This is a genomic window from Streptomyces sp. NPDC058052 (assembly GCF_042885515.1).
Classification (GTDB): domain Bacteria; phylum Actinomycetota; class Actinomycetes; order Streptomycetales; family Streptomycetaceae; genus Streptomyces.
The window spans coordinates 277,470-295,944 of record NZ_JBHVRX010000005.1; the positions used below are offsets into that span (position 1 = coordinate 277,470).

Sequence of the window (18,475 nt, forward strand, 5' to 3'; positions counted from 1 at the left end):
CTCCGCGGCCCGCGGCTGCCTAGCGTGGTCGGCATGACGACGACAGCAGTGGCGGACGACGGGAGCGCGCTCGTCCTGGACCGGGTCAGCCGGACGTACGGGCGGGGCGCCGGGGCGCTCCCCGCGCTCGACGGGGTGAGCCTCACCGTGGCGCCCGGCAGGTTCGTGGCCGTGATGGGCCGCTCCGGATCCGGCAAGTCCACCCTGCTGCGGTGCGCGGCGGGCCTCGAACGGCCGACGGCGGGCACGGTACGGATCGGGGGCACCGACCTCGCCCGCCTGAAGACCGCCGCCCTCACCCGGCTCCGGCGCGACCGGATCGGCTTCGTCTTCCAGTCGCTCAACCTCGTCTCCGCCCTGAACGTGCGCGAGAACGTCGCCCTCCCCCTGCTGCTCGCCGGGGCCCGCGACGACCGGGCGACCGACGCCCGCGCCCTGGACGGGCTCGCCGCCGTGGGCCTCGCCGACCGGGCCGAGGACCGGCCCGGGAACCTCTCCGGGGGCCAGCGGCAGAGGGTCGCCGTCGCCCGCGCCCTGCTCACCGATCCCGCGGTCGTCTTCGCCGACGAGCCGACCGCCGCGCTCGACCCGGTCACGGCGGGCGAGGTGCTCGCCCTGCTGCGGCACGCGGTCGACGCGCGCGGCCGGACCGTCGTCCTCGTCACCCACGACCCGGTGGCGGCGGCCTGGGCCGACGAGGCCGTCTTCCTGGACCGCGGCCGGCTCGCCGGCCACCTCGACCGGCCGGACGAGGCCCGCGTCCGCCGCGTGCTCACCGGCCTCGGCGACGGGACCGGCCCGGTCCCCGGGACCGGCGCCGCCGCTGCCGCCGTCGCGCGCCCGGCGGCGGTGACGCGGTGAACCCGGCCGTGCGCCTCCTCGCCGCCCGCTCCCTGCGGACCCACCGCGGAGCGTGGGCGGCCGTCTTCGCCGCCGTCGCCGTCACCTCCGTCCTGCTCGGCGCCCTCGCCCTCGCCCTCGGCTCGACCGCGCTCGGGCACGCGCGCGTGGAGCGGTACGCGGGCGCCGCCGTGGTCGTCACGGGAGACCAGGAGGTCCGCTGGACGGCCACGCCCTGGGGCAGCGAACCCAGGACCGCCACCGCGGGCCTGACCGAACGGGTACGGATCCCGGAAGCGGCCGCCGCCGCGGTGCGCGCGGTCCCGGGGGTCCGCGCGGCGGTCCCGGACCACACCTTCGCCGTACGGGAGCCGGGCACGGACCCGGAGGGCCCGCCGCTCACCCGTCCCGGCCGTTCCTGGGCCGCCGCCGCCCTCGCCCCGTACGCCCTGACCGAGGGCCGCGGGCCCCGGCGGGACGACGAGGCCGTCGTGGGCGCGGGTCTGGGGCTCCGGACGGGGGACCGGACGGGCGGATTCCGGGTCGTCGGGGTCGCCGAGGGGCCCGCCGCCGTGTACGTCACCGAGGCGGAGGCCCGGAAGCGTGCGGGGCACCCCGGGGAGATCGACGCCGTCGGCGTCGTCGCCGCGCCCGGCGTCCCGGTGGACACCCTCCACGCGCGCGTGCGGGCGGCCCTCGACTCCGCCGGGCTCACGGACACCGCTTCCGGCCTGCCGCTCCGCGCCCTGACCGGCGACGGGCGCGGAGACGCCGAACACCTCGGCGCGCGGCCCGCCCGGTCCGCGCTCCTGGAGCTCCTCGGTGCCGTCTCCGGCGCCGTCGTCCTCGTCTCCGTCCTGGTCCTCGCCTCGCTCGTCGCGCAGGCGCTCCAGCAGCGCGCCGCCGAGCGGGAGCTGCTGCTCGCCGTCGGCGCGACGCCCCGTCAGGTGCGGGCCGCGGCCGGCCGGGAGGTGGTCCGGGTGGCGGGCGCGGCGGCGGTGCTCGGCGCGCTCGGGGCCGTACCCGCGTTCCTGGCGCTGTGGGCGGCGCTGCGCGCCCGGCCCGGCGCGGCGGCCGAGGGGCTCGAACTCGCCACTCCGTTCTGGCTGTTCGCGGCACCGCTCGTCACCGCCCTGCTGGTGACCGGACTCGCCCGGCTCGTCGTGGCCTTCGGGGCCGGCCGTCCGGGCCGGGCGCCGTCGGGTCCCGGGCGGGCCCGGCGGGTGGCGGGGCTCGTGCTGCTCGTGCTCGGCGTGGGCTCGGCCGGAACGGCCACGCTCCAGGGCGGCGAGGCCGCCGGCGTCGCGGCGGGAGCGGCCACCGTGACGCTCGTCTCCGGGTGCGCGCTGCTCGGGCCGTGGCTCGCGCGGGGCGCGATGCGGGTCCTGGACCGGCCGTTCCGGCGGCTCGGCGGTGCGCCTGGGCGGCTCGCCGCCGCCGGTGCCGCCGCCCGCTCGCGGCGCCTGGGCGCCGCCCTCACCCCGGTCGTCCTGGTCACCGCCTTCGCCCTCGTCCAGCTCACCGCGGGCGCCACCATGGAACGGGCCGGCGCCGCCCAGGCGCGGGCGGCGACCACCGCGAACCTCGCGGTCTCCGGCACGACGGCCGAGCGGGTGCGGCTGCGGCCCGGCGTGACCGCGGCGACCGACGTGCTGCGCTCCACGGTCGTGCTGGCCCGCGAGGAGGCCGGTACGCCGCGCCTCGACCGCCTCCCCGTGCTCGGCGTGGACGCGGACGGGCTGGAGGGGGTCCTCGACCCCGGCGTCGTCGCCGGCGACCTCGCCGGACTCACCGGGCCCGGCACGGTGGCCGTGGGCGCGGACCGGGCCGACTCCCTTGACCTGCGCCCCGGTTCGACCGTACGGCTGCGGCTCGGCGACGGCGCCGAGAAGGACCTGCGGGTCGTCGCCGTCTACGAACGGTCGCTCGCGCTCGGCGAGTTCCTCCTCCCGAAGGCCGGACTCGCCCCGCACATGACCGATCCGTACCCGGCGAGGGTCCTCGCCAGGACGACGGGAGGGCAGGGGCGGGCGGTGCCCCCCGAGCGCGTGGTGCCGCCCGGGGCCGAACTCAACGGCGTCGTCGCCGCGGGCGTCGTCGGCGCGATCGGCGCGCTCACCGTCCTGTCCGTCCTGAGCAGCCTCGCCCTGATCGGCACGGGGCGCCGCGGCGAGCTGGAACTGCTGCGCCAGGTCGGCGCGTCGGCCGGACAGCTGCGCCGGATGCTCGGCCTGGAGGCCGGCTTCCTGACCGCCGTCGGCCTGCTCCTCGGGCTCGTGGTGGCGGCGCTCCCGCTGGCCGCCCTCTCCTGGGCCCACACCGGCGGGCCGCCGTACCTGCCGCCCGTCCAGGCGGCCCTGATCGCGGGGACGGTGGCCGTGACGGTGGTGGCGGGCGTGTTCGGGTCCCACCGCGCCGGCGGACGGACCGGCTGAGCGGCGGGGCGGCTGAGCGGCGGGCCGGTTGAGCGGACGGACCGGCTGACCGGACGCGCGGCCGAGCGGGGGGCCGGCGGGAGGGGGCCGGCGGGGGCGGCGCGCCGGCCGTGAGCCGGTACGCCGGGGCCGTACCGGCTACGCGTCGAGGTAGGCGAGCACGGCGAGGACCCGGCGGTGGCCGCCGCTGTCGTTCGGCGGCAGGCCGAGCTTCGCGAAGACGTTGCCGATGTGCTTGTGCACGGCCCGCTCGGTCACCACCAGCGAGCGGGCGATCGTGCCGTTGTCGAGCCCCTGCGCCATCAGCTCCAGGACCTCCCGCTCGCGCGGGGTCAGCGAGTCCAGCGGGTCGTCGCGGCGCCGGGCCAGGAGCTCCCTGACGACCTCCGGGTCGAGGGCCGTGCCGCCGGCCGCCACCCGCTCCAGCGCGTCCAGGAACTCGTCCACCCGCCCCACCCGGTCCTTGAGCAGATAGCCGACGCCCCGCGCCCCGTCGCCGAGGAGCTCGGCCGCGTACGTCTCCTCCACGTACTGCGACAGGACGAGGACCGGCAGCCCCGGCAGCTCGGCGCGGGCCGCGAGCGCCGCCCGCAGCCCCTCGTCGCGGAAGCCCGGCGGCATCCGCACGTCGAGCACGGCCACGTCCGGCCGGTGCTCCAGGAGCAGCGGAAGGACCTCGGGGCCGGCCGTCGCCACCCCGGCGACCTCGTGCCCGGCCGAGGTCAGCAACAGGACCAGGCCCTCCCGGAGGAGGGCGTTGTCCTCGGCGATCACCACACGCACGGAAGCTCCACTTCGATCACGGTCGGGCCCCCGAGGGGGCTGGTCAGCAGGACGGTCCCGTCGAGCGCCGCCACCCGGCGGCGCAGGCCCAGCAGTCCGGAGCCGCCGCCCCCGGCGGCCCGCTCCGCCTCCTCGGCGCCGCCGCCGCCCTCGTCCCGGACGCGGACGCGGAGGCCCGCCCGTTCGCGGCGCAGGAGGACGGAGGCGCGGTCGGTGCCGCCGTGCTTGGCGGCGTTGGTGAGGGCCTCGGCGACGGCGAAGTAGGCGGCGGCCTCGACGGCGGCGGGCGCCCGGGGGCCGTCGGCGTCCGGCCCGTCGGCGAGGTCGGCCACCGTGACGTCCACCTCCAGGCCGCTGCTCGCGGCGAGCGCCCGGACCGCCCCCGTCAGGCCGCGGTCGGTGAGGATCGGCGGATGGATGCCGCGCACCACGTGCCGGAGCTCGGCCAGCGCCTCCTCGGCCTGCTCCTGGGCGTCGTCGAGCAGCTTCCGCGCGGCCGCGGGATCGGAGTCGTAGGCCCGGCGCGCCAGCCCGATCCGCATGGAGAGCGCCACGAGCCGGGCCTGCGCGCCGTCGTGCAGGTCGCGCTCGATCCGGCGCAGCTCGGCGCCGTGCGCCGCGACCGCGCCGGCCCGGGTGGCCGTCAGCTGCTCGATGCGGGCCGCGAGCGCGGCGTCCCGGGCCGCCGACGGGACGGGCGTGAGCAGCTCCCGGGACACCGTGGCGGCCAGATCGGCGAGCCGCCCCACGAGCGGCAGCGCGACCGGCGGCCGCCCGGCGAGCCCCGTCCACACCCCGTCGACCACGGTCGCGGCCACCATGAGCGGCAGCGAGACGTACCAGAGGACGCTTCCGTAGAGGAGCTGCGCGGCGGCCCACAGCAGGTCCCGCCGGGTCCCGGGGTCGTCGACGGCGGTCCGCACGCGCGCGGGGAGGGGGCCTTCGAGCGGCAGGTACGCCTCCGGCACGGGAGTGCCGGTCCACGCGGCCGTGCGGCGCCGCTCCCAGCCGGCGAGCCGGCGCAGCAGCAGCACGCTCTCGGGGAGCACGCCCGCGCCGATCACCGTGAGGGTGAGGAAGGCGGTGAAGAGGACGACCCCCACCATCAGATAGCAGAGGAGGGAGATCGCGGCCCCGATCGTCAACTGGAGCCACGCCCGGCCCGCTTCCCTGATCGCCTCGCGCATGGGGCCCAGCGTAGGCGGCGGAGCCGAGGGGGACGGTGGAGCGGGCTACACCATGGGTCCGGGTGCGGGCTCCGCTGTGCGCGGGCGGCGTACGCCGGAGGATCGAGGCGTCACCGGAACCCACCGCATCGAGGAGACACCCCATGAGGGCCCTGCTCTGGCTGCTGCTCACCGTGAGCGTCCTGGCCAACGTCGCCATCAGCACCGTCGCCGGCTGGACCGGCGGACTCCGGGTCGCCGGGAGCGTCGGCACCGGCGTCGTCCTGTTCGCCTCGGCGGCCGGCCTGTGGTTCACCCGGCCCCGGGCCGACGCCTGACGGTCCGGAGGGGCCCGCGGGCCGGGGCCGGACGCCGGGCGGGCCCGGGCCGGGTGGTCGGAACCCGGCCGGGACCGTGGCCGGACTCCGGGGTCGGCCCGGGTTGTCGGACGCCTGCCCCACAATGGAGGACGTACCTTCAGGAGGGGCAGACATGGCCGTATGGGACGACCTGGTCGGACAGGAGCGGGTCGAGGAGCAGCTCGCCGCCGCCGCGCGGGACGCCGACGCGCTGGTCACCGCCCAGGCCGCCGGCGAGCCCGCCCCCGAGGCGTCGAAGATGACGCACGCCTGGCTCTTCACCGGACCGCCCGGAGCGGGCCGGGTGGACGCCGCGCGGGCGTTCGCGGCGGCCCTCCAGTGCGTGAGCCCCGACCGGGCGCTCGGCGGGGCACCGGGCTGCGGTTTCTGCACCGGGTGCCACACCGTGCTGGTCGGCACCCACGCCGACGTGACGACGGTCTCCGCCGTCGGCACGGAGATCCTCGTCAAGGACATGCGCGACACCGTCCGCAAGTCCTTCACCTCGCCGGCCAACGGCCGGTGGCAGATCATCCTCGTCACCGACGCCGAGCGGCTCAACGAGAAGTCGGCCAACGCCGTCCTGAAGGCCGTCGAGGAGCCCGCCCCGCGGACGGTGTGGCTGCTCTGCGCCCCCTCGGTCGAGGACGTCCTGCCGACGATCCGCTCCCGCTGCCGCCACCTGACCCTGCGGACCCCGCCGGTCGAGGCCGTGGCCGACGTGCTGATCCGGCGCGACGGCATCGAGCCGGAGGTCGCCCACGCGGCGGCCCGGGCCACCCAGGGCCACGTCGACCGGGCCCGGCGGCTCGCCACGGACGAGCGGGCCCGCGCCCGCCGCGCCGTCGTCCTGAAGCTGCCGCTGCGGGTGGCGGACATCGGCGGCTGCCTCAGGGCCGCCCAGGAGCTGGTGGACGCGGCGGCGGAGGACGCGAAGCAGGTCGCCGAGGAGGTCGACGCCAAGGAGACCGAGGAGCTGAAGGCGGCCCTCGGCGCCGTGCAGGGCGGCCGCATGCCGCGCGGCACGGCCGGGATGATGAAGGAGCTGGAGGAGAAGCAGAAGCGCCGCGGCCGGCGGACCCAGCTCGACAGCCTGGACCTCGCCCTCACCGATCTGACCGGCTTCTACCGCGACGTGCTGACGCTCCAGCTGGGCACCCGCTCGGCGCTCGCCAACGAGGACGTGCGGGACGCGGTGGAGCGGATCGCCCGCGCCACCGGCCCGGAGCGGACCCTGCGCCGCGTGGAGGCGATCCTCGCCTGCCGCGAGGCCCTCGACCGGAACGTGGCTCCGCTGCTCGCGGTGGAGGCGATGGCGATGGCGCTGCGCGACTGAGCCCGGGGCGCGGAGGGCCCCGCCGCGCGATTGGACACGGTCCGTACTCGTCCGGATACGCTCCGGTCATGGACTCCAGGCGTCTCCTCCGCACCTCCGCCACGGCGCTCGCCGCCGCCGGACTGATCCTCTCCGGCTGTACGGGAGGGAGCGACGCGGCCGCCCCCGCCGGGCAGGGGGTCGCCTCCGCGCGGCCGGCCGCCTCGCCCGCGCCCTCGCCCGAGGCGCTGAGGAAGTACTACGGGCAGCGGCCGAAGTGGCGTGAGTGCGGCGTCGAGGGCTTCCAGTGCGCGACGCTGCGCGCCCCGCTCGACTACGCGAAGCCGGACGGGCCCGAGGTCGAGCTGGCCGTCTCCCGGGTGCGGGCGAGCGGTCCCGGGAAGCGGATCGGCTCCCTGCTCGTCAACCCGGGCGGGCCGGGCGGCTCGGCCGTCGACTACCTCCAGGGGTACGCCGGCATCGCCTACCCGGAGCCGGTGCGGGCCCGCTACGACATGGTGGCCGTCGACCCGCGCGGCGTCGGCCGCAGCGAGCCGGTCGCCTGTCTGACGGGCCCCGAGATGGACACGTACACCCAGATCGACCAGACGCCGGACGACACGGCGGAGGTCGACGCGCTGACCGCCTCGTTCAAGCGGTTCGCGGCGGGGTGCGAGAAGCGCAGCGGGACGGTCCTGCCGCACGTCTCCACGGTGGAGACGGCCCGGGACATGGACATCCTGCGGGCGGTGCTGGGCGACGAGAAGCTGCACTACGTCGGCGCCTCGTACGGCACCTTCCTCGGCGCCACCTACGCCGAGCTGTTCCCCGGACGGGTCGGCCGGCTCGTCCTCGACGGGGCGATGGACCCGTCCCTCTCGGCGCTCGACCTCAACCGGGACCAGACGGCCGGCTTCGAGACCGCCTTCACCGCGTTCGCCGCCGACTGCGTCGCCCTGCCCGACTGCCCGCTCGGCACCGGCTCGGTCGCGGAGGCCGGGAAGGCGCTGCGGGCGTTCTTCCGCGCCACGGACGCCCGGCCCGTCCCCACCGGCGAGGACCGCGCGCTCGGGGAGTCCCTGGCGACCACCGGCGTCATCGCGGCCATGTACGACGAGGGCGCCTGGCCGCAGCTGCGGGAGGCCCTGACCCGGGCGATCGGCGGCGAGGGCTCGACGCTCCTGGCGCTCGCCGACAGCTACTACGAGCGGGAGCCGGACGGCTCGTACGCGAACCTCATGTTCGCCAACGCCGCCGTGAACTGCCTCGACCTGCCCCCCGCCTACCAGGACCCGGACGGCGCGCTGCGGGCCGCCCCGTCCTTCGACAAGGCGTCCCCGGTCTTCGGCACGGGCCTCGCCTGGGCCGCCCTCAACTGCACCTACTGGCCCGCGCCGGCCACCGGCCGCCCGCACCGCATCACCGCCGAGGGCGCCGCCCCGATCCTGGTCGTCGGCACCACCCGCGACCCCGCCACCCCCTACAAGTGGGCCGAGTCCCTCGCGGACCAGCTCTCCTCCGGCACCCTCCTCACCTACGAGGGCGACGGGCACACGGCGTACGGCCGGGGCAGCGACTGCGTCGACACCGCGGTCAACACCTACCTCCTGGAAGGCACCCCGCCCGCGGAGGGAAAGCGCTGCTCATAGCCCCCGCGGGCGCCCGCTCCGACCCTGGTCGGAGCACCCCCGGAAACTGTGTAGACTTGGCGACGCTGCTGCACCCACCATGGTGTCGCACAGTGTGCCGCCTTAGCTCAGTTGGCCAGAGCAACGCACTCGTAATGCGTAGGTCTCGGGTTCGAATCCCGAAGGCGGCTCAGAGGAAGGCCGGATCGGACGATGTCCGATCCGGCCTTCTCTGTTGTTTCCGGGGCCTTTCAGCGCAAAAGGGCGGATCCGGTCCTGCGCGGATTTATCCATTCGCGGACCGCTGTTAATTCCCTGTAAAAGTCCGCGGATTCGGCGGTGGGTGACCGTCCGATATTCGACCGTGCGAGGCGTCCGATACCAGAATGTGAGACGCCGAATTCTGCGCATGATGAGTGCGGCCGGAAATCGGCGTTCGGCCGGTCGAATTCGAGTCAGGGCGGCTGTGTGGCGCGGCGCGTTTTGCGGAGGGTCCGTACGTGTCGGATTGCGGGGTTCTGGGGAGCCATCCCGGCTGGTGAGGCGCTGGTCCCGGTGGCCCTTGCCCCTTTTCCGCCTTCCTGGAACGAATTTACCGCGAGTGGGACGGGTTTGCCGCAGGTGCGCCGGAGAGCGGAATGGCCGGATCCTGGCGGGCGGTGTTGATCTTCCTTGTATATATTCTGCGCCATTGGCATGTGGATGCCTCGGTAGTCCGAGGCCCCGGGGGGCTCACAGAAAGAGTCCGACCGGCGGAGAGCCGGCTCGTTCCGGCCCGCGGCCCCGCACAGCGTCGTGCGGTGGTGCCGACTCCGCCCCTTTCCGGCGTCTTTTTCTTTTTGGTTCATTCGACATGCAACGGGGGTTGTCTCATGCGTGTGGCAGAACAAGACCGCGGTATCGGCCTGACCGACGAGGAAGCACGGGCGGCGACGGCGGAGGCCGAGGGGATCGTCGAGGACGCCTCGGAGGCTGCCGGAGGCGTGCTCGGCCAGGCGTGGCCCGACGACCGGGTGGCCCAGCTGCTGGAGCGGCTCGCCTCGGACTTCGTGCTCGACAACACCTACCGCGAGCAGCACCTGAGCCTCACCGCCAGCGAGAACTACCCGAGCAAGCTCGTCCGGATGCTCGGCAGCGGACTGCAGGGCGGCTTCTACGAGTTCGCCCCGCCGTACCCGGCCGAGGCGGGCGAGTGGGCCTTCCCCGACTCCGGCGCGAACGCGTCCCTGGTGGGGAAGCTGACCGGGATCGGCCGGCAGCTCTTCGAGGCGGCCACCTTCGACTGGCGCCCCAACGGCGGCTCCGTCGCCGAACAGGCCGTCCTGCTCGGCACCTGCGGGCGCGGCGACGGCTTCGTGCACTTCGCGCACAAGGACGGCGGACACTTCGCGCTGGAGTCGCTGGCCGCCGCGGCCGGCGTCAACACGTACCACCTGCCGATGGTCGAGCGGACCCTGCTCATCGACGTCGACCGGCTGGCCACGCTCTGCGCCGAGCACCCGGAGATCAAGCTCGTCATCCTCGACCAGTCGTTCAAGCTGCGCTGGCAGCCGCTGGCCCAGATCAGGGCCGCGCTGCCCGAGGGCGTCTTCCTCGCCTACGACGCCAGCCACGACGGCGCCCTGATCGCGGGCGGGGCGCTGCCCCAGCCGACGCTGCTCGGCGCGGACGCCGTGCACGGCAACACGCACAAGACCATCGCCGGGCCGCAGAAGGCGTACATCGCCTTCCGGGACGCCGACCACCCGAAGCTCAGGGCGGTCTCCGACTGGGTCTGCCCGCAGATGCAGAGCAACTCCCACGCCGAACTGATCGCCCCCATGTACGTGGCCCTCTCCGAGATCGCCCTCTACGGCCACGACTACGCGCGCCAGATCGTCGCCAACGCCAAGGCCCTCGCGCACGCCCTGCACGAGGAGGGCGTCCGCGTCTCCGGAGAGTCCTTCGGCTTCACCGAGACCCATCAGGTGCACATCATCACGGGGTCCGCCGCCGACGCGCTGCGCCTGTCCCTGGGCGACCTCGCGCACGCCGGCATCCGCACCACCAACATCGAGGTGCCGGGCGCCAACGGCCTGCACGGCCTCCGGCTCGGCGTCCAGGCGATGACCCGGCGCGGGCTGCGCGAGGCGGAGATGCGCGAGGTGGCCCGGCTGGTGGCGAAGGTGGTGCTGCGCCGCGCCGAGCCCACGGCCGTCCGCGCCGAGGTCGCCGACCTGCTCCAGCACCACGGCCTGGACCGGCTCGCCTACTCCTTCGACGCCCACGTCGACTCGCCGGCCGCGGCCCGCCTCCTGGGCGAGGTGTTCCGTTGAGCACCGTGACCCCGGAGGACCTGGGGACGGCGGAGGGCCTGGAGACGGCGGAGGACCTGACCGTCCCGGAGGACCTGGAGGCCGGGTCCGCCGGGTCCGGCGCGGCGCCGCCCGGCCGGCCGGCGCCCCGGGCGCCGCTGCCGCCGGGGGTTCCGGGGGCCGCCGTGCAGCCGCGCCGCGCCGACGCCCCGCACGTCGTGATCGGCGCCGAGGTCTGGCACACCCGGTGGGCCCGGCCGCTCCTCGAACGGCTCGGGCTGCGGACCGTCATCGCCGACGAGCGGCTGTCGTGCGAGCGGGTGCTCGACACGCTCGCCGCCCAGTCGGTGGCGTTCGTGTGCGAGGAGCTGCCGGTCAGCGGCCTGGCCGCGATGGGCTGGGCGGCCCGCCGCACCGAGGCGCTGCGGCGCGACGACCCGCTGCTCGGCGTGGTCTTCATGGTCGAGGACCGCCGGGCGCTCGACCCGCGTGCCCTCGGCCCGCTGGTGCGGACCCTGTCGCCCGGCGACACGGACCTGCCCGACTTCCTCGCCGAGGTGCAGCGGGTCCGGCACGAGTACCACTGGGAGCTGCGCAACCGGCGGCCCGTCCGGCCGGCCGCCGGGGAGGCGGTCGCGCCCCCCGCCCGCTGGGCCGGGGCGGTGCCGAACTTCAACGTGAAGCACCCGTCCATGCTGCTGCCGTACGCCCTGCTGTCGGCGCGCACCGGACGGGAGGTGTACTGCGAGATCTCGCCGCAGGAAGCCCTGTTGTTCGTCGCGGACAGCGTGGGCCGGGGGCCCGCCCCGGCCGTCGCCGAGGTCTTCCGCGCGCTCCGGCAGGACGTCGACCGGCTCAACACGGTCGTCGGCTCGCGCCTGTTGCTGCACCTCGACCACGCGGACGACTACGAGGTGATCCAGGCCGCCTGCGAGGCCGGCTTCGACTCGGTGATGGTCGACGGCTCCGGGCGCACCCTCCACCAGAACGTGCTCTTCACCAACGCGGCCACCGAACTGGCCCGGCGCTACGGCGTCCTGGTCGAGGGCGAGATCGGCTCCATCGACGGGGCCGGGCTGCGCAAGTGGAACAAGACGACCACGAGCGACTTCGCCCGGTTCGTCGAGAACACCGACCTCGACCTGGTCGGGGCGCACGTGGGCCAGTTCCACAGCTTCGACTACGGCTTCGCCACCACCCGCCGGTCGCTGGCCGAGGTCGGTCTCATGGACGCCCGGGCCACCGGTGACGACCTGCACGCCTTCGCCGAGGCGTGCGCCCGCGTCGAGAAGGGCCTGACGGACTCCGGGCTTCCCGGCTACTCGGCCGAGCACCGGCTGGTGGCCGCGCTGGCCCGCCGGGCCACGACGGAGGGGGAGGGGCCGGACGCGGGGCCGCGGCTGGACGCCGTGTTCCGCGAGACGCGGGCCCGCGTCCCGGTGTTCCAGCGGCCGCTGGTCGACCTCCTGGAGCGGGAGTGGCTGGAGCGGCGGCTGGCCAAGACCCGGCGCAAGACGGAGCTGTGGGACGAGGTCTTCGCCACCGAGCCGGCGCGCGAGCACCGGTACGCGGCGGTCGACCACGGCCTCGTCCAGGCCCTCACGGGCACGCTGGCGGGCACCGGCCGCGCCCTGGTGGTGCACGGCGGCAGCTCGATCTCGCGGGTGGACCTGGCCGCCCTGTCGGCGCACGGGGTCGCCCGCGTCAACTTCGGCAGCGGCGTCTACACCGACTATCTGGAGGCGCTCGGCGCCCATCTCCCCGTCGACCTCGGCGTGGAGGGCAACGCACCGACGGGTGACGGAACTTGGAAGCACGTACGGCGCATGTCGTACCTTGCGGAGGCGACACGGGACTGGCGGTCGTGGACCCATGCGCCGCCGTCCTTCGTGGACACCTTCGTCAGCCGGCTGGAGCGGCGCTACGCGGCCCCGCTCCGCGACCGCACGCCCCGAGAGGCCCTGGGAGGCCGCAGTTGAGTCCCTTTGAGCAGATCGTCGAGCTCCTCGCCCGCGAGGAGGCCCGCTTCCGCGTGGTCGAGCACCCCGCCGAAGGGCGCTCCGAGGAGGTGGCCGCGGTGCGCGGCACGACGGTGTCGCAGGGCGCGAAGGCGCTCGTGTGCCGGGTGAAGGGGATCGAGTCGCCCGCGGTGCTGGCGGTGCTGGCGGGCGACCGGCGCGCGGACCTGAAGAAGGTCGTCGCGGCGGTGGAGGGCAGGAAGGGCGGCTTCGCCCCGTCGGACCTGGCCGAGCGGCTCACCGGCTGCGTCGTCGGCGCCATCCCGCCGCTGTCGCTCTCCGGGGAGCTGCCCGTCGTCGTGGACGCGGAGTTCCTGGCGTCCCACGAGGAGATCGCCTTCAACGCGGGGCGGCTCGACCGGTCGGTGGTCATGGCCACGGAGGACTACGTACGGATCGTGGCGCCCGCGGTGGCGTCCATCGCGGCGCCGGCGGCCCCGGCCGCCGCGGAGTAGAAGCGGCACGGGAGAAGGGGAGGGCGTCGGCTTGCGGCTGCGCATCGGGGCTCAGTTCGTCGCGCTGGCATGCGCGTGGGGTTCGAGCTTCCTGTTCATCAAGGTCGCGCTGGAGGGGCTGACGCCCGCCCAGGTGGTGTGGGGGCGGCTGGTGCTGGGCGCGCTGGCGCTCTGCGGCGTCATGGCGGTGACGCGCAGCCGGATCCCCCGGGATCCCGGACTCTGGCTGCGGCTGTCCGTCGTGTCCGCGCTGCTGTGCGTCGTGCCCTTCCTGCTCTTCTCCTGGGCGGAGCAGCACCTCGACTCCGGCATGGCGAGCATCCTCAACGCCACCACCCCGCTGCTGACCCTCGCGGTCGGCGCGGTCGCCCTGGCGGACGAGCGGCTCGACCGGCGCCGGACGGCGGGCCTGCTCACCGGCTTCGCGGGGGTCCTGGTGCTGATCGGCCCGGGGGGCCTGACCGGCGGGGGAGGCGACCGGCTCCTGGCCCAGCTCGCCTGTCTGGGCGCCACCGCCTGCTACGGCGTCGCCTTCGTCTATCTGCGCCGGTACGTCACGCCGCTGGGGCTGCCGGCGGTGAGCGTCGCGTTCGTGCAGGTGACCATCGGCGCGGCCGTCATGCTGCTGGCCACGCCGTGGATCGCGGAACCGGCGCCGCGCCTGGACGCGCCGATCACGCTGTCGATGGTGGCGCTGGGCGCGCTGAGCACCGGCCTCGCCTACCTGTGGAACAACAACATCGTCCAGGCGTGGGGCGCGGTGAACGCCTCCGCGGTCACCTACCTCACCCCGGTCGTCGGGGTCACGGCCGGTGTGCTCCTGCTGGGCGAGCGGCCGGCCTGGAACCAGCCGCTGGGCGCGGTGCTGGTCATCGCCGGGATCATGGCGGCGCACGGCACGCCCCGCCGGGCGGCCCCGGTCCCCGTCGGGGCCGGGCGCGGCTGAGGCCGGAACGGCCGTACGGCCGGGGATGGTTGGATCGGTACGGCTGAGGTCCCGGGCCTGACCGGGACCCTTGGGTGGAGCAGGGGGAAGCGTGAGCGAGAGCGAGCTGGCCGTGACCGGGCGGACGCGGTTGCGGCGGATGCGGGAGAAGGGGTCGTACCGGCGGGCGGATCTGGACGCCGTGCTCGCGGCCGGGTGGCTGTGCCATCTCGGGGTGACCGTGGACGGGGTGCCGATGGTGGTGCCGACCGCGTACGGCGTCGACGGGGACCGGCTGTACGTGCACGGCTCGGTGGCGAGCCGGAGCCTGGTGCAGGCGCCGGAGAGCACGGTCTGCGTGACGGTGACGCACGTGGACGGGCTGGTGCTGGCCCGGTCGGTGTTCGAGCACGGGGTGAACTACCGGTGCGCCATGGTCTACGGCGTTCCCGAGCTGGTGACCGACCCGGAGGAGAAGCTGCGGGGCCTGCGGGCGCTGACCGAGCAGAGCAGCCCGGGCCAGTGGGAGTACGTGCGCCGGCCCAGCCGCAAGGAGCTGGCGGCCACCGCGCTGCTGGCGCTCGACCTCACCGAGGCGTCGGTGAAGACCCGCGGCGGGCCGCCGGACGACGGCGACTCCGAGGACGCGGAGCTGGGCCTGTGGGCGGGGGTGCTGCCGGTGGTGACCACGTTCGGCACGCCCGTCCCCGACCCGGCGCTGCCGGCCGGGCTGGCCGCCGCCGTGCCCGGGCACATCGCGGACCGGGCAGGCCGGCGGACGGACGGGGCGGACGGAAGCCCGGCCTGATCCGGAAGAGCGGCCTGATCCGGAAGCCCGGCCTGATCCGGAAGAGCGGCCTAGTTCGTGATCGCCAGGCGGGAGAGGTGCGGCGGGTCCGCCAGGACGTCGATCGAGGTGATCGGGCCGGCCGGGGCCGTGAAGCGGTAGACGGCGTCCGGGGCGGCGACGAGGCCGGGCGCCCCGTCCACCAGGACGGGCCGGGCCACCGCCGCGCGGGCCGCGAGGACCCGGGCGACCGCGGGGGCGCCGTGCGCGGGCCTGACCCCGCCGCGTACGGCTCCGGTGTCGGCCCGCAGGACGGCGTCCGGGTCGAGCAGGGCGCGCAGGGCCGCCGTGTCGCCGTTCCGCGCCGCGGCGAGGACCGCGTCGACGGCCGCCCGGAGGCGGACCGGATCGGGTGCGGGCATCTCCTCGGCGCCGCGGGCCCGGGCCCGCGCGCGGGCACCGATCTGGCGGACCGCCGCCGGGCCGCGCTCCAGGGCGAGGGCGAGGTCGTCGTACGGGACGCCGAAGCGGTCGTGGAGGACGAGGACGAGCCGCTCCGCCGGGGTCAGGACGGGGGAGTCGGGCGGGTCCGACCAGGGGTCCCACGGGTCGGTGCGGCGGGCCTCGCGGGCCCGGAGCCGGCCGAGGCAGACCCGGGCCAGGACGGCCTCGGGCGACGGGCCCGGATCGGGGACGGGCCCGGGGCCCCGGCGCGCGCCGGGGCCGGGGCCGTACGAGGCGAGGACGCGTTCCGTGGTCCGTACCGCGCGGGCCGCCTCGGGGGCGGAGCCGAGCAGGCCGTGGGCCATGGCCCGCAGCCGGGCGGGCGGGGTGGTGTGCACGTCAGTCGCCGTGTCCGGTGCCTCCACTGCCGAAGCCGCCGCTGGAGATGCCGCCCCACTTGCGCTTCTCCTCGGTCTGCGGCTCGGTGTCGGCGGTCCCGCCGTCCTTGAGCTGGTACGGCATGAGCCGGTGCTCGCCGTCGGTGTGGGGCATCTCGTTCGGCCGGCGGTACTCCGACATCTCACCGGGGAGCGCCCCGGTGTCGGGGCGGTGCGGTTGTTCCTCGGGCTGCGGTGGACGGGGCTCCCGGGTGCGGACCCGGTAACCGAACCAGAAGGCCGTGATCAGGACGGCGACGAGAACGAGGCCGCCGATGACTTGTCCCAGTCCTGACTGCCAGACCCCAGCGGCCAGGATCTCTGCGCTGAGAGTGTTCATACCAACAGGATTACCCGATTCCGCTTCTTCGGATGCGTTTGCGGGCGAGTTCGATGAAACATTTCCCCGCTCCCGCCGCGTCGAAGGGATGTACGGCACCACGGCGAGGGGAGCGGTCGCACAGGGCGACCGCTCGTGACCACTCGCGACCGCCAGGGAGAGGAGGGGCATGAGAACGCCCCGCGCGAACGAGTTCCTGGAGTTCGCCTCGGCGCGCACGGGCCAGCTGTTCCGCTCGGCCTGTCTGCTGACCAGCGGGGACATCCACCTCGCCGAGGACCTCACCCAGGAGACGCTGGGCAAGATGTACGCCCTCTGGGGACGGGTGTCCCGGATCGGCAACCCCGCCGCGTACGCCCAGACCGTCCTCGTCCGCACGTTCCTCAGCCACCAGCGGCGGCGCTCCGCGACCGAGCGCCCGCTGGGCGAACTGCCCGACCACACCCCGGACGACGGCAGCGACCCGCTGCTGCGGATCGCCCTCCTCGACGCACTCGCCGCACTGCCCCCGAAGGACCGGGCGGTCGTGGTGCTGCGCTACTGGGAGGACCGCAGCGTCGAGGAGACCGCCGACGCCCTGCACACCAGCTCCGCGGCCGTCCGCACCCGCTCCACGCGCGCGCTCGGCAAGCTGCGGCAGCGGCTCGGCGGCAGCATCGCCGAGTTCGCCGGCCGCTGAGCGACCGCCCGCGCACCGGGCCCACGTCCCGGGCGTCCGCCGACGCCCGCCCCTTCACCCGTACTTCCGAAGCAGAGACGGTGATCTCGTCATGTCCCAGAACGAACACCACGACCCCGAGGCCGGGTTCGCCGGCGAACTCGGCTCCGCCCTCCGCTCCACCGGAGAGAGCTTCGCCCTCGACGGCCGGACCGAACTGGTCTCCGGCGGTCTCGCCCGCGGCCGCCGCCGGCTGCTCCGCCGCCGGCTCGCCGTGACCGGCGGGGCCCTCGCGCTCGCCGCCGTCGGCGTCGGCGGCGTCTACGCCGGCACCGTCGTCACCCCCGCCGGAGCACCGGACAAGGCGTCCGTCGCGGCGCCCCAGAAGACCAGCCCGTCACCCACCGCCGAACAGAGCGGGGAACCGGCCTCCGACTCCCTGAAGCCCGGCGAGGCCGAGATCCCGCTCTCCGAGATCGCGGACGTCATCAGGGCCAACACCCCCGCCGGACAATGGCGGTTCAACGACGAGAGCGGCGTCGGCCAGGCCATCAGCGGCATCTACGACGACGGCGAGGGCGAGGCCGCGGTCGGCGTCTCCCTCAGCCGGGCCGGCCGCGCCCCCGACGCGGGCGTCGACATGGTGACCTGCCCCGAGCGGGCGTACGTCCCCCACGACGGCTGCGACACCGGACGGCTCTCCGACGGCTCCCGCTGGATGGTCTTCCAGGGGTACGAGTACCCGGACAAGCGCGAGGAGACCAAGAACTGGCGGGCCGTGCTGCTCACCGGGGACGGCTTCCTGGTCGACGCGAGCGAGTACAACGCGCCCGCCGAGAAGGGCGGCCCGATCACCCGCGACAACCCTCCCCTCACCGCCGCCCAGCTGAAGGCGCTCGTCACCGCCGAGGCGTGGCGGCCCCTCCTGGAGCGGATCCCGCCGCTGCCCACCGCGCCCGCCCGGCCCGGCAAGGCCGCCCCGCCCGGACAGGCCGGACAGCCCGGAACGCCGGGCAAGGTCCGCAAGGCGCCGCCGCAGATCGCCGGCGACGGCGTCTCCGCCACCCTGCGCGCCCTGCTGCCCAAGGGGCTCCGGGTCACCGACAAGGGCGGCGAGGGCGAGTTCGCGTTCGTCGTCGTCGACGACGGCAAGGGCAAGAGCCTCGTCCAGGTCAACGTCCAGTACGGCATGGGCGGCGTCGCCGACCAGCTCTTCCGCTCCGGCGACGTCACCACCCTGCCCGACGGGCGCAAGGTGAAGCTCACGCGGCAGCCCGGCGAGAAGGGCGGCGAGGGCGTCGTGTGGTGGACCGCCGACACCCTGACGAAGAGCGGCTTCCGCGTCGTCGTCTCCGCCTTCAACACCGGCGCCCAGCACGAGGCCGCCACCCGGGCCGAACCGGCGCTCACCCTGGAGCAGCTGAAGACGATCGCCCTCGACCCGAAGTGGGCGAAGATCCCCGCCAAGTAGGAGGGTCCGCCGGGGGGCGAGAGGTCCGACGGCGGCCGGTCCGACGGGGGAGCTGCCGGTCCGAAGGGGGAACGGCCGGTCCGACGGGGGAAGCGAGCGGCCCGACGGGGGAAACGGGCC

16 protein-coding genes and 1 tRNA gene are annotated in these 18,475 nt (G+C 75.5%); 13 read left to right on the plus strand and 4 right to left on the minus strand.

Annotated elements, in window-relative coordinates; all coding sequences use genetic code 11:
- The first annotated feature begins 33 nt into the window (after positions 1 to 33).
- Positions 34 to 861, plus strand: coding sequence for an ABC transporter ATP-binding protein (locus ACFVU3_RS10115; protein ID WP_390065302.1), 828 nt, complete (start codon positions 34 to 36; stop codon positions 859 to 861).
- A complete protein-coding gene (locus ACFVU3_RS10120) occupies positions 858 to 3,275 on the plus strand; it encodes an FtsX-like permease family protein (RefSeq protein WP_390065304.1) in 2,418 nt (805 codons plus the stop codon). The genes ACFVU3_RS10115 and ACFVU3_RS10120 overlap by 4 nt, the downstream gene beginning before the upstream one ends.
- A gap of 138 nt (positions 3,276 to 3,413) precedes the next feature.
- On the opposite strand, the gene ACFVU3_RS10125 is transcribed toward ACFVU3_RS10120, so the two are convergent.
- Positions 3,414 to 4,058 carry a LuxR C-terminal-related transcriptional regulator gene (locus tag ACFVU3_RS10125; protein ID WP_390065305.1) on the minus strand — a complete coding sequence of 215 codons (645 nt, stop codon included), beginning with the start codon at positions 4,056 to 4,058 and terminating at the stop codon, positions 3,414 to 3,416.
- Positions 4,046 to 5,245 carry a sensor histidine kinase gene (locus ACFVU3_RS10130; protein WP_390065307.1) on the minus strand — a complete coding sequence of 400 codons (1,200 nt, stop codon included), beginning with the start codon at positions 5,243 to 5,245 and terminating at the stop codon, positions 4,046 to 4,048. Before ACFVU3_RS10130 ends, ACFVU3_RS10125 begins: the two co-directional genes overlap by 13 nt.
- A gap of 143 nt (positions 5,246 to 5,388) precedes the next feature.
- Between ACFVU3_RS10130 and ACFVU3_RS10135 the strand changes: the two genes are divergently transcribed.
- The 9 genes from ACFVU3_RS10135 (at position 5,389) to ACFVU3_RS10175 (ending at position 15,026) form a co-directional block, all read left to right on the plus strand.
- Positions 5,389 to 5,562 (plus strand): hypothetical protein, encoded by a 174-nt coding sequence (locus ACFVU3_RS10135; RefSeq protein WP_390065309.1) that lies wholly within the window; start codon positions 5,389 to 5,391, stop codon positions 5,560 to 5,562.
- Between the two features lie 154 nt (positions 5,563 to 5,716).
- A complete protein-coding gene (locus ACFVU3_RS10140; RefSeq protein ID WP_390065310.1) occupies positions 5,717 to 6,919 on the plus strand; it encodes a DNA polymerase III subunit delta' in 1,203 nt (400 codons plus the stop codon).
- A 68-nt stretch (positions 6,920 to 6,987) separates the two neighbouring features.
- Positions 6,988 to 8,547, plus strand: coding sequence for an alpha/beta hydrolase (locus ACFVU3_RS10145; protein WP_390065312.1), 1,560 nt, complete (start codon positions 6,988 to 6,990; stop codon positions 8,545 to 8,547).
- 96 nt (positions 8,548 to 8,643) lie between these two features.
- Positions 8,644 to 8,717: transfer RNA gene (locus ACFVU3_RS10150), tRNA-Thr, on the plus strand.
- Positions 8,718 to 9,398: 681 nt separating this feature from the next.
- Positions 9,399 to 10,841, plus strand: a complete 1,443-nt coding sequence (locus tag ACFVU3_RS10155; RefSeq protein ID WP_390065313.1) for a hypothetical protein — start codon at positions 9,399 to 9,401, stop codon at positions 10,839 to 10,841.
- 5 nt (positions 10,842 to 10,846) lie between these two features.
- Positions 10,847 to 12,799 (plus strand): class II fructose-bisphosphate aldolase, encoded by a 1,953-nt coding sequence (locus ACFVU3_RS10160; RefSeq protein ID WP_390065465.1) that lies wholly within the window; start codon positions 10,847 to 10,849, stop codon positions 12,797 to 12,799.
- On the plus strand, positions 12,796 to 13,293 hold the full coding sequence (locus ACFVU3_RS10165) for a YbaK/EbsC family protein (protein ID WP_390065314.1): 498 nt from the start codon (positions 12,796 to 12,798) through the stop codon (positions 13,291 to 13,293). Before ACFVU3_RS10160 ends, ACFVU3_RS10165 begins: the two co-directional genes overlap by 4 nt.
- Before the next feature lie 31 nt (positions 13,294 to 13,324).
- Entirely contained in the window at positions 13,325 to 14,239 is a 915-nt protein-coding gene (locus ACFVU3_RS10170) for a DMT family transporter (protein ID WP_390065316.1), read from the plus strand.
- Positions 14,240 to 14,378: 139 nt separating this feature from the next.
- Entirely contained in the window at positions 14,379 to 15,026 is a 648-nt protein-coding gene (locus tag ACFVU3_RS10175) for a pyridoxamine 5'-phosphate oxidase family protein (protein WP_390065467.1), read from the plus strand.
- A gap of 50 nt (positions 15,027 to 15,076) precedes the next feature.
- Here the strand turns inward: ACFVU3_RS10175 and ACFVU3_RS10180 are convergent, their stop codons facing one another.
- Entirely contained in the window at positions 15,077 to 15,847 is a 771-nt protein-coding gene (locus ACFVU3_RS10180; protein ID WP_390065317.1) for an RNA polymerase subunit sigma-70, read from the minus strand.
- 1 nt (position 15,848) lies between these two features.
- Positions 15,849 to 16,226 (minus strand): DUF6479 family protein, encoded by a 378-nt coding sequence (locus ACFVU3_RS10185; RefSeq protein WP_390065319.1) that lies wholly within the window; start codon positions 16,224 to 16,226, stop codon positions 15,849 to 15,851.
- A gap of 169 nt (positions 16,227 to 16,395) precedes the next feature.
- Here ACFVU3_RS10185 and ACFVU3_RS10190 point away from each other — a divergent pair, with 169 nt between their 5' ends.
- Both ACFVU3_RS10190 and ACFVU3_RS10195 read left to right on the plus strand, forming a co-directional pair.
- Positions 16,396 to 16,905 (plus strand): SigE family RNA polymerase sigma factor, encoded by a 510-nt coding sequence (locus ACFVU3_RS10190; RefSeq protein WP_390065321.1) that lies wholly within the window; start codon positions 16,396 to 16,398, stop codon positions 16,903 to 16,905.
- Between the two features lie 91 nt (positions 16,906 to 16,996).
- On the plus strand, positions 16,997 to 18,355 hold the full coding sequence (locus ACFVU3_RS10195; protein ID WP_390065323.1) for a hypothetical protein: 1,359 nt from the start codon (positions 16,997 to 16,999) through the stop codon (positions 18,353 to 18,355).
- Positions 18,356 to 18,475: the final 120 nt, after the last annotated feature.

Coding starts and splice junctions, on each gene's coding strand:
- ACFVU3_RS10135 (WP_390065309.1), top strand. CDS start 5,389: ATGAGGGCCCTGCTCTGGCTGCTGCTCACCGTGAGCGTCCTGGCCAAC.
- ACFVU3_RS10190 (WP_390065321.1), top strand. CDS start 16,396: ATGAGAACGCCCCGCGCGAACGAGTTCCTGGAGTTCGCCTCGGCGCGC.
- ACFVU3_RS10130 (WP_390065307.1), bottom strand. CDS start 5,245: ATGCGCGAGGCGATCAGGGAAGCGGGCCGGGCGTGGCTCCAGTTGACG.
- ACFVU3_RS10185 (WP_390065319.1), bottom strand. CDS start 16,226: ATGAACACTCTCAGCGCAGAGATCCTGGCCGCTGGGGTCTGGCAGTCA.
- ACFVU3_RS10155 (WP_390065313.1), top strand. CDS start 9,399: ATGCGTGTGGCAGAACAAGACCGCGGTATCGGCCTGACCGACGAGGAA.
- ACFVU3_RS10175 (WP_390065467.1), top strand. CDS start 14,379: ATGCGGGAGAAGGGGTCGTACCGGCGGGCGGATCTGGACGCCGTGCTC.
- ACFVU3_RS10115 (WP_390065302.1), top strand. CDS start 34: ATGACGACGACAGCAGTGGCGGACGACGGGAGCGCGCTCGTCCTGGAC.
- ACFVU3_RS10145 (WP_390065312.1), top strand. CDS start 6,988: ATGGACTCCAGGCGTCTCCTCCGCACCTCCGCCACGGCGCTCGCCGCC.
- ACFVU3_RS10195 (WP_390065323.1), top strand. CDS start 16,997: ATGTCCCAGAACGAACACCACGACCCCGAGGCCGGGTTCGCCGGCGAA.
- ACFVU3_RS10140 (WP_390065310.1), top strand. CDS start 5,717: ATGGCCGTATGGGACGACCTGGTCGGACAGGAGCGGGTCGAGGAGCAG.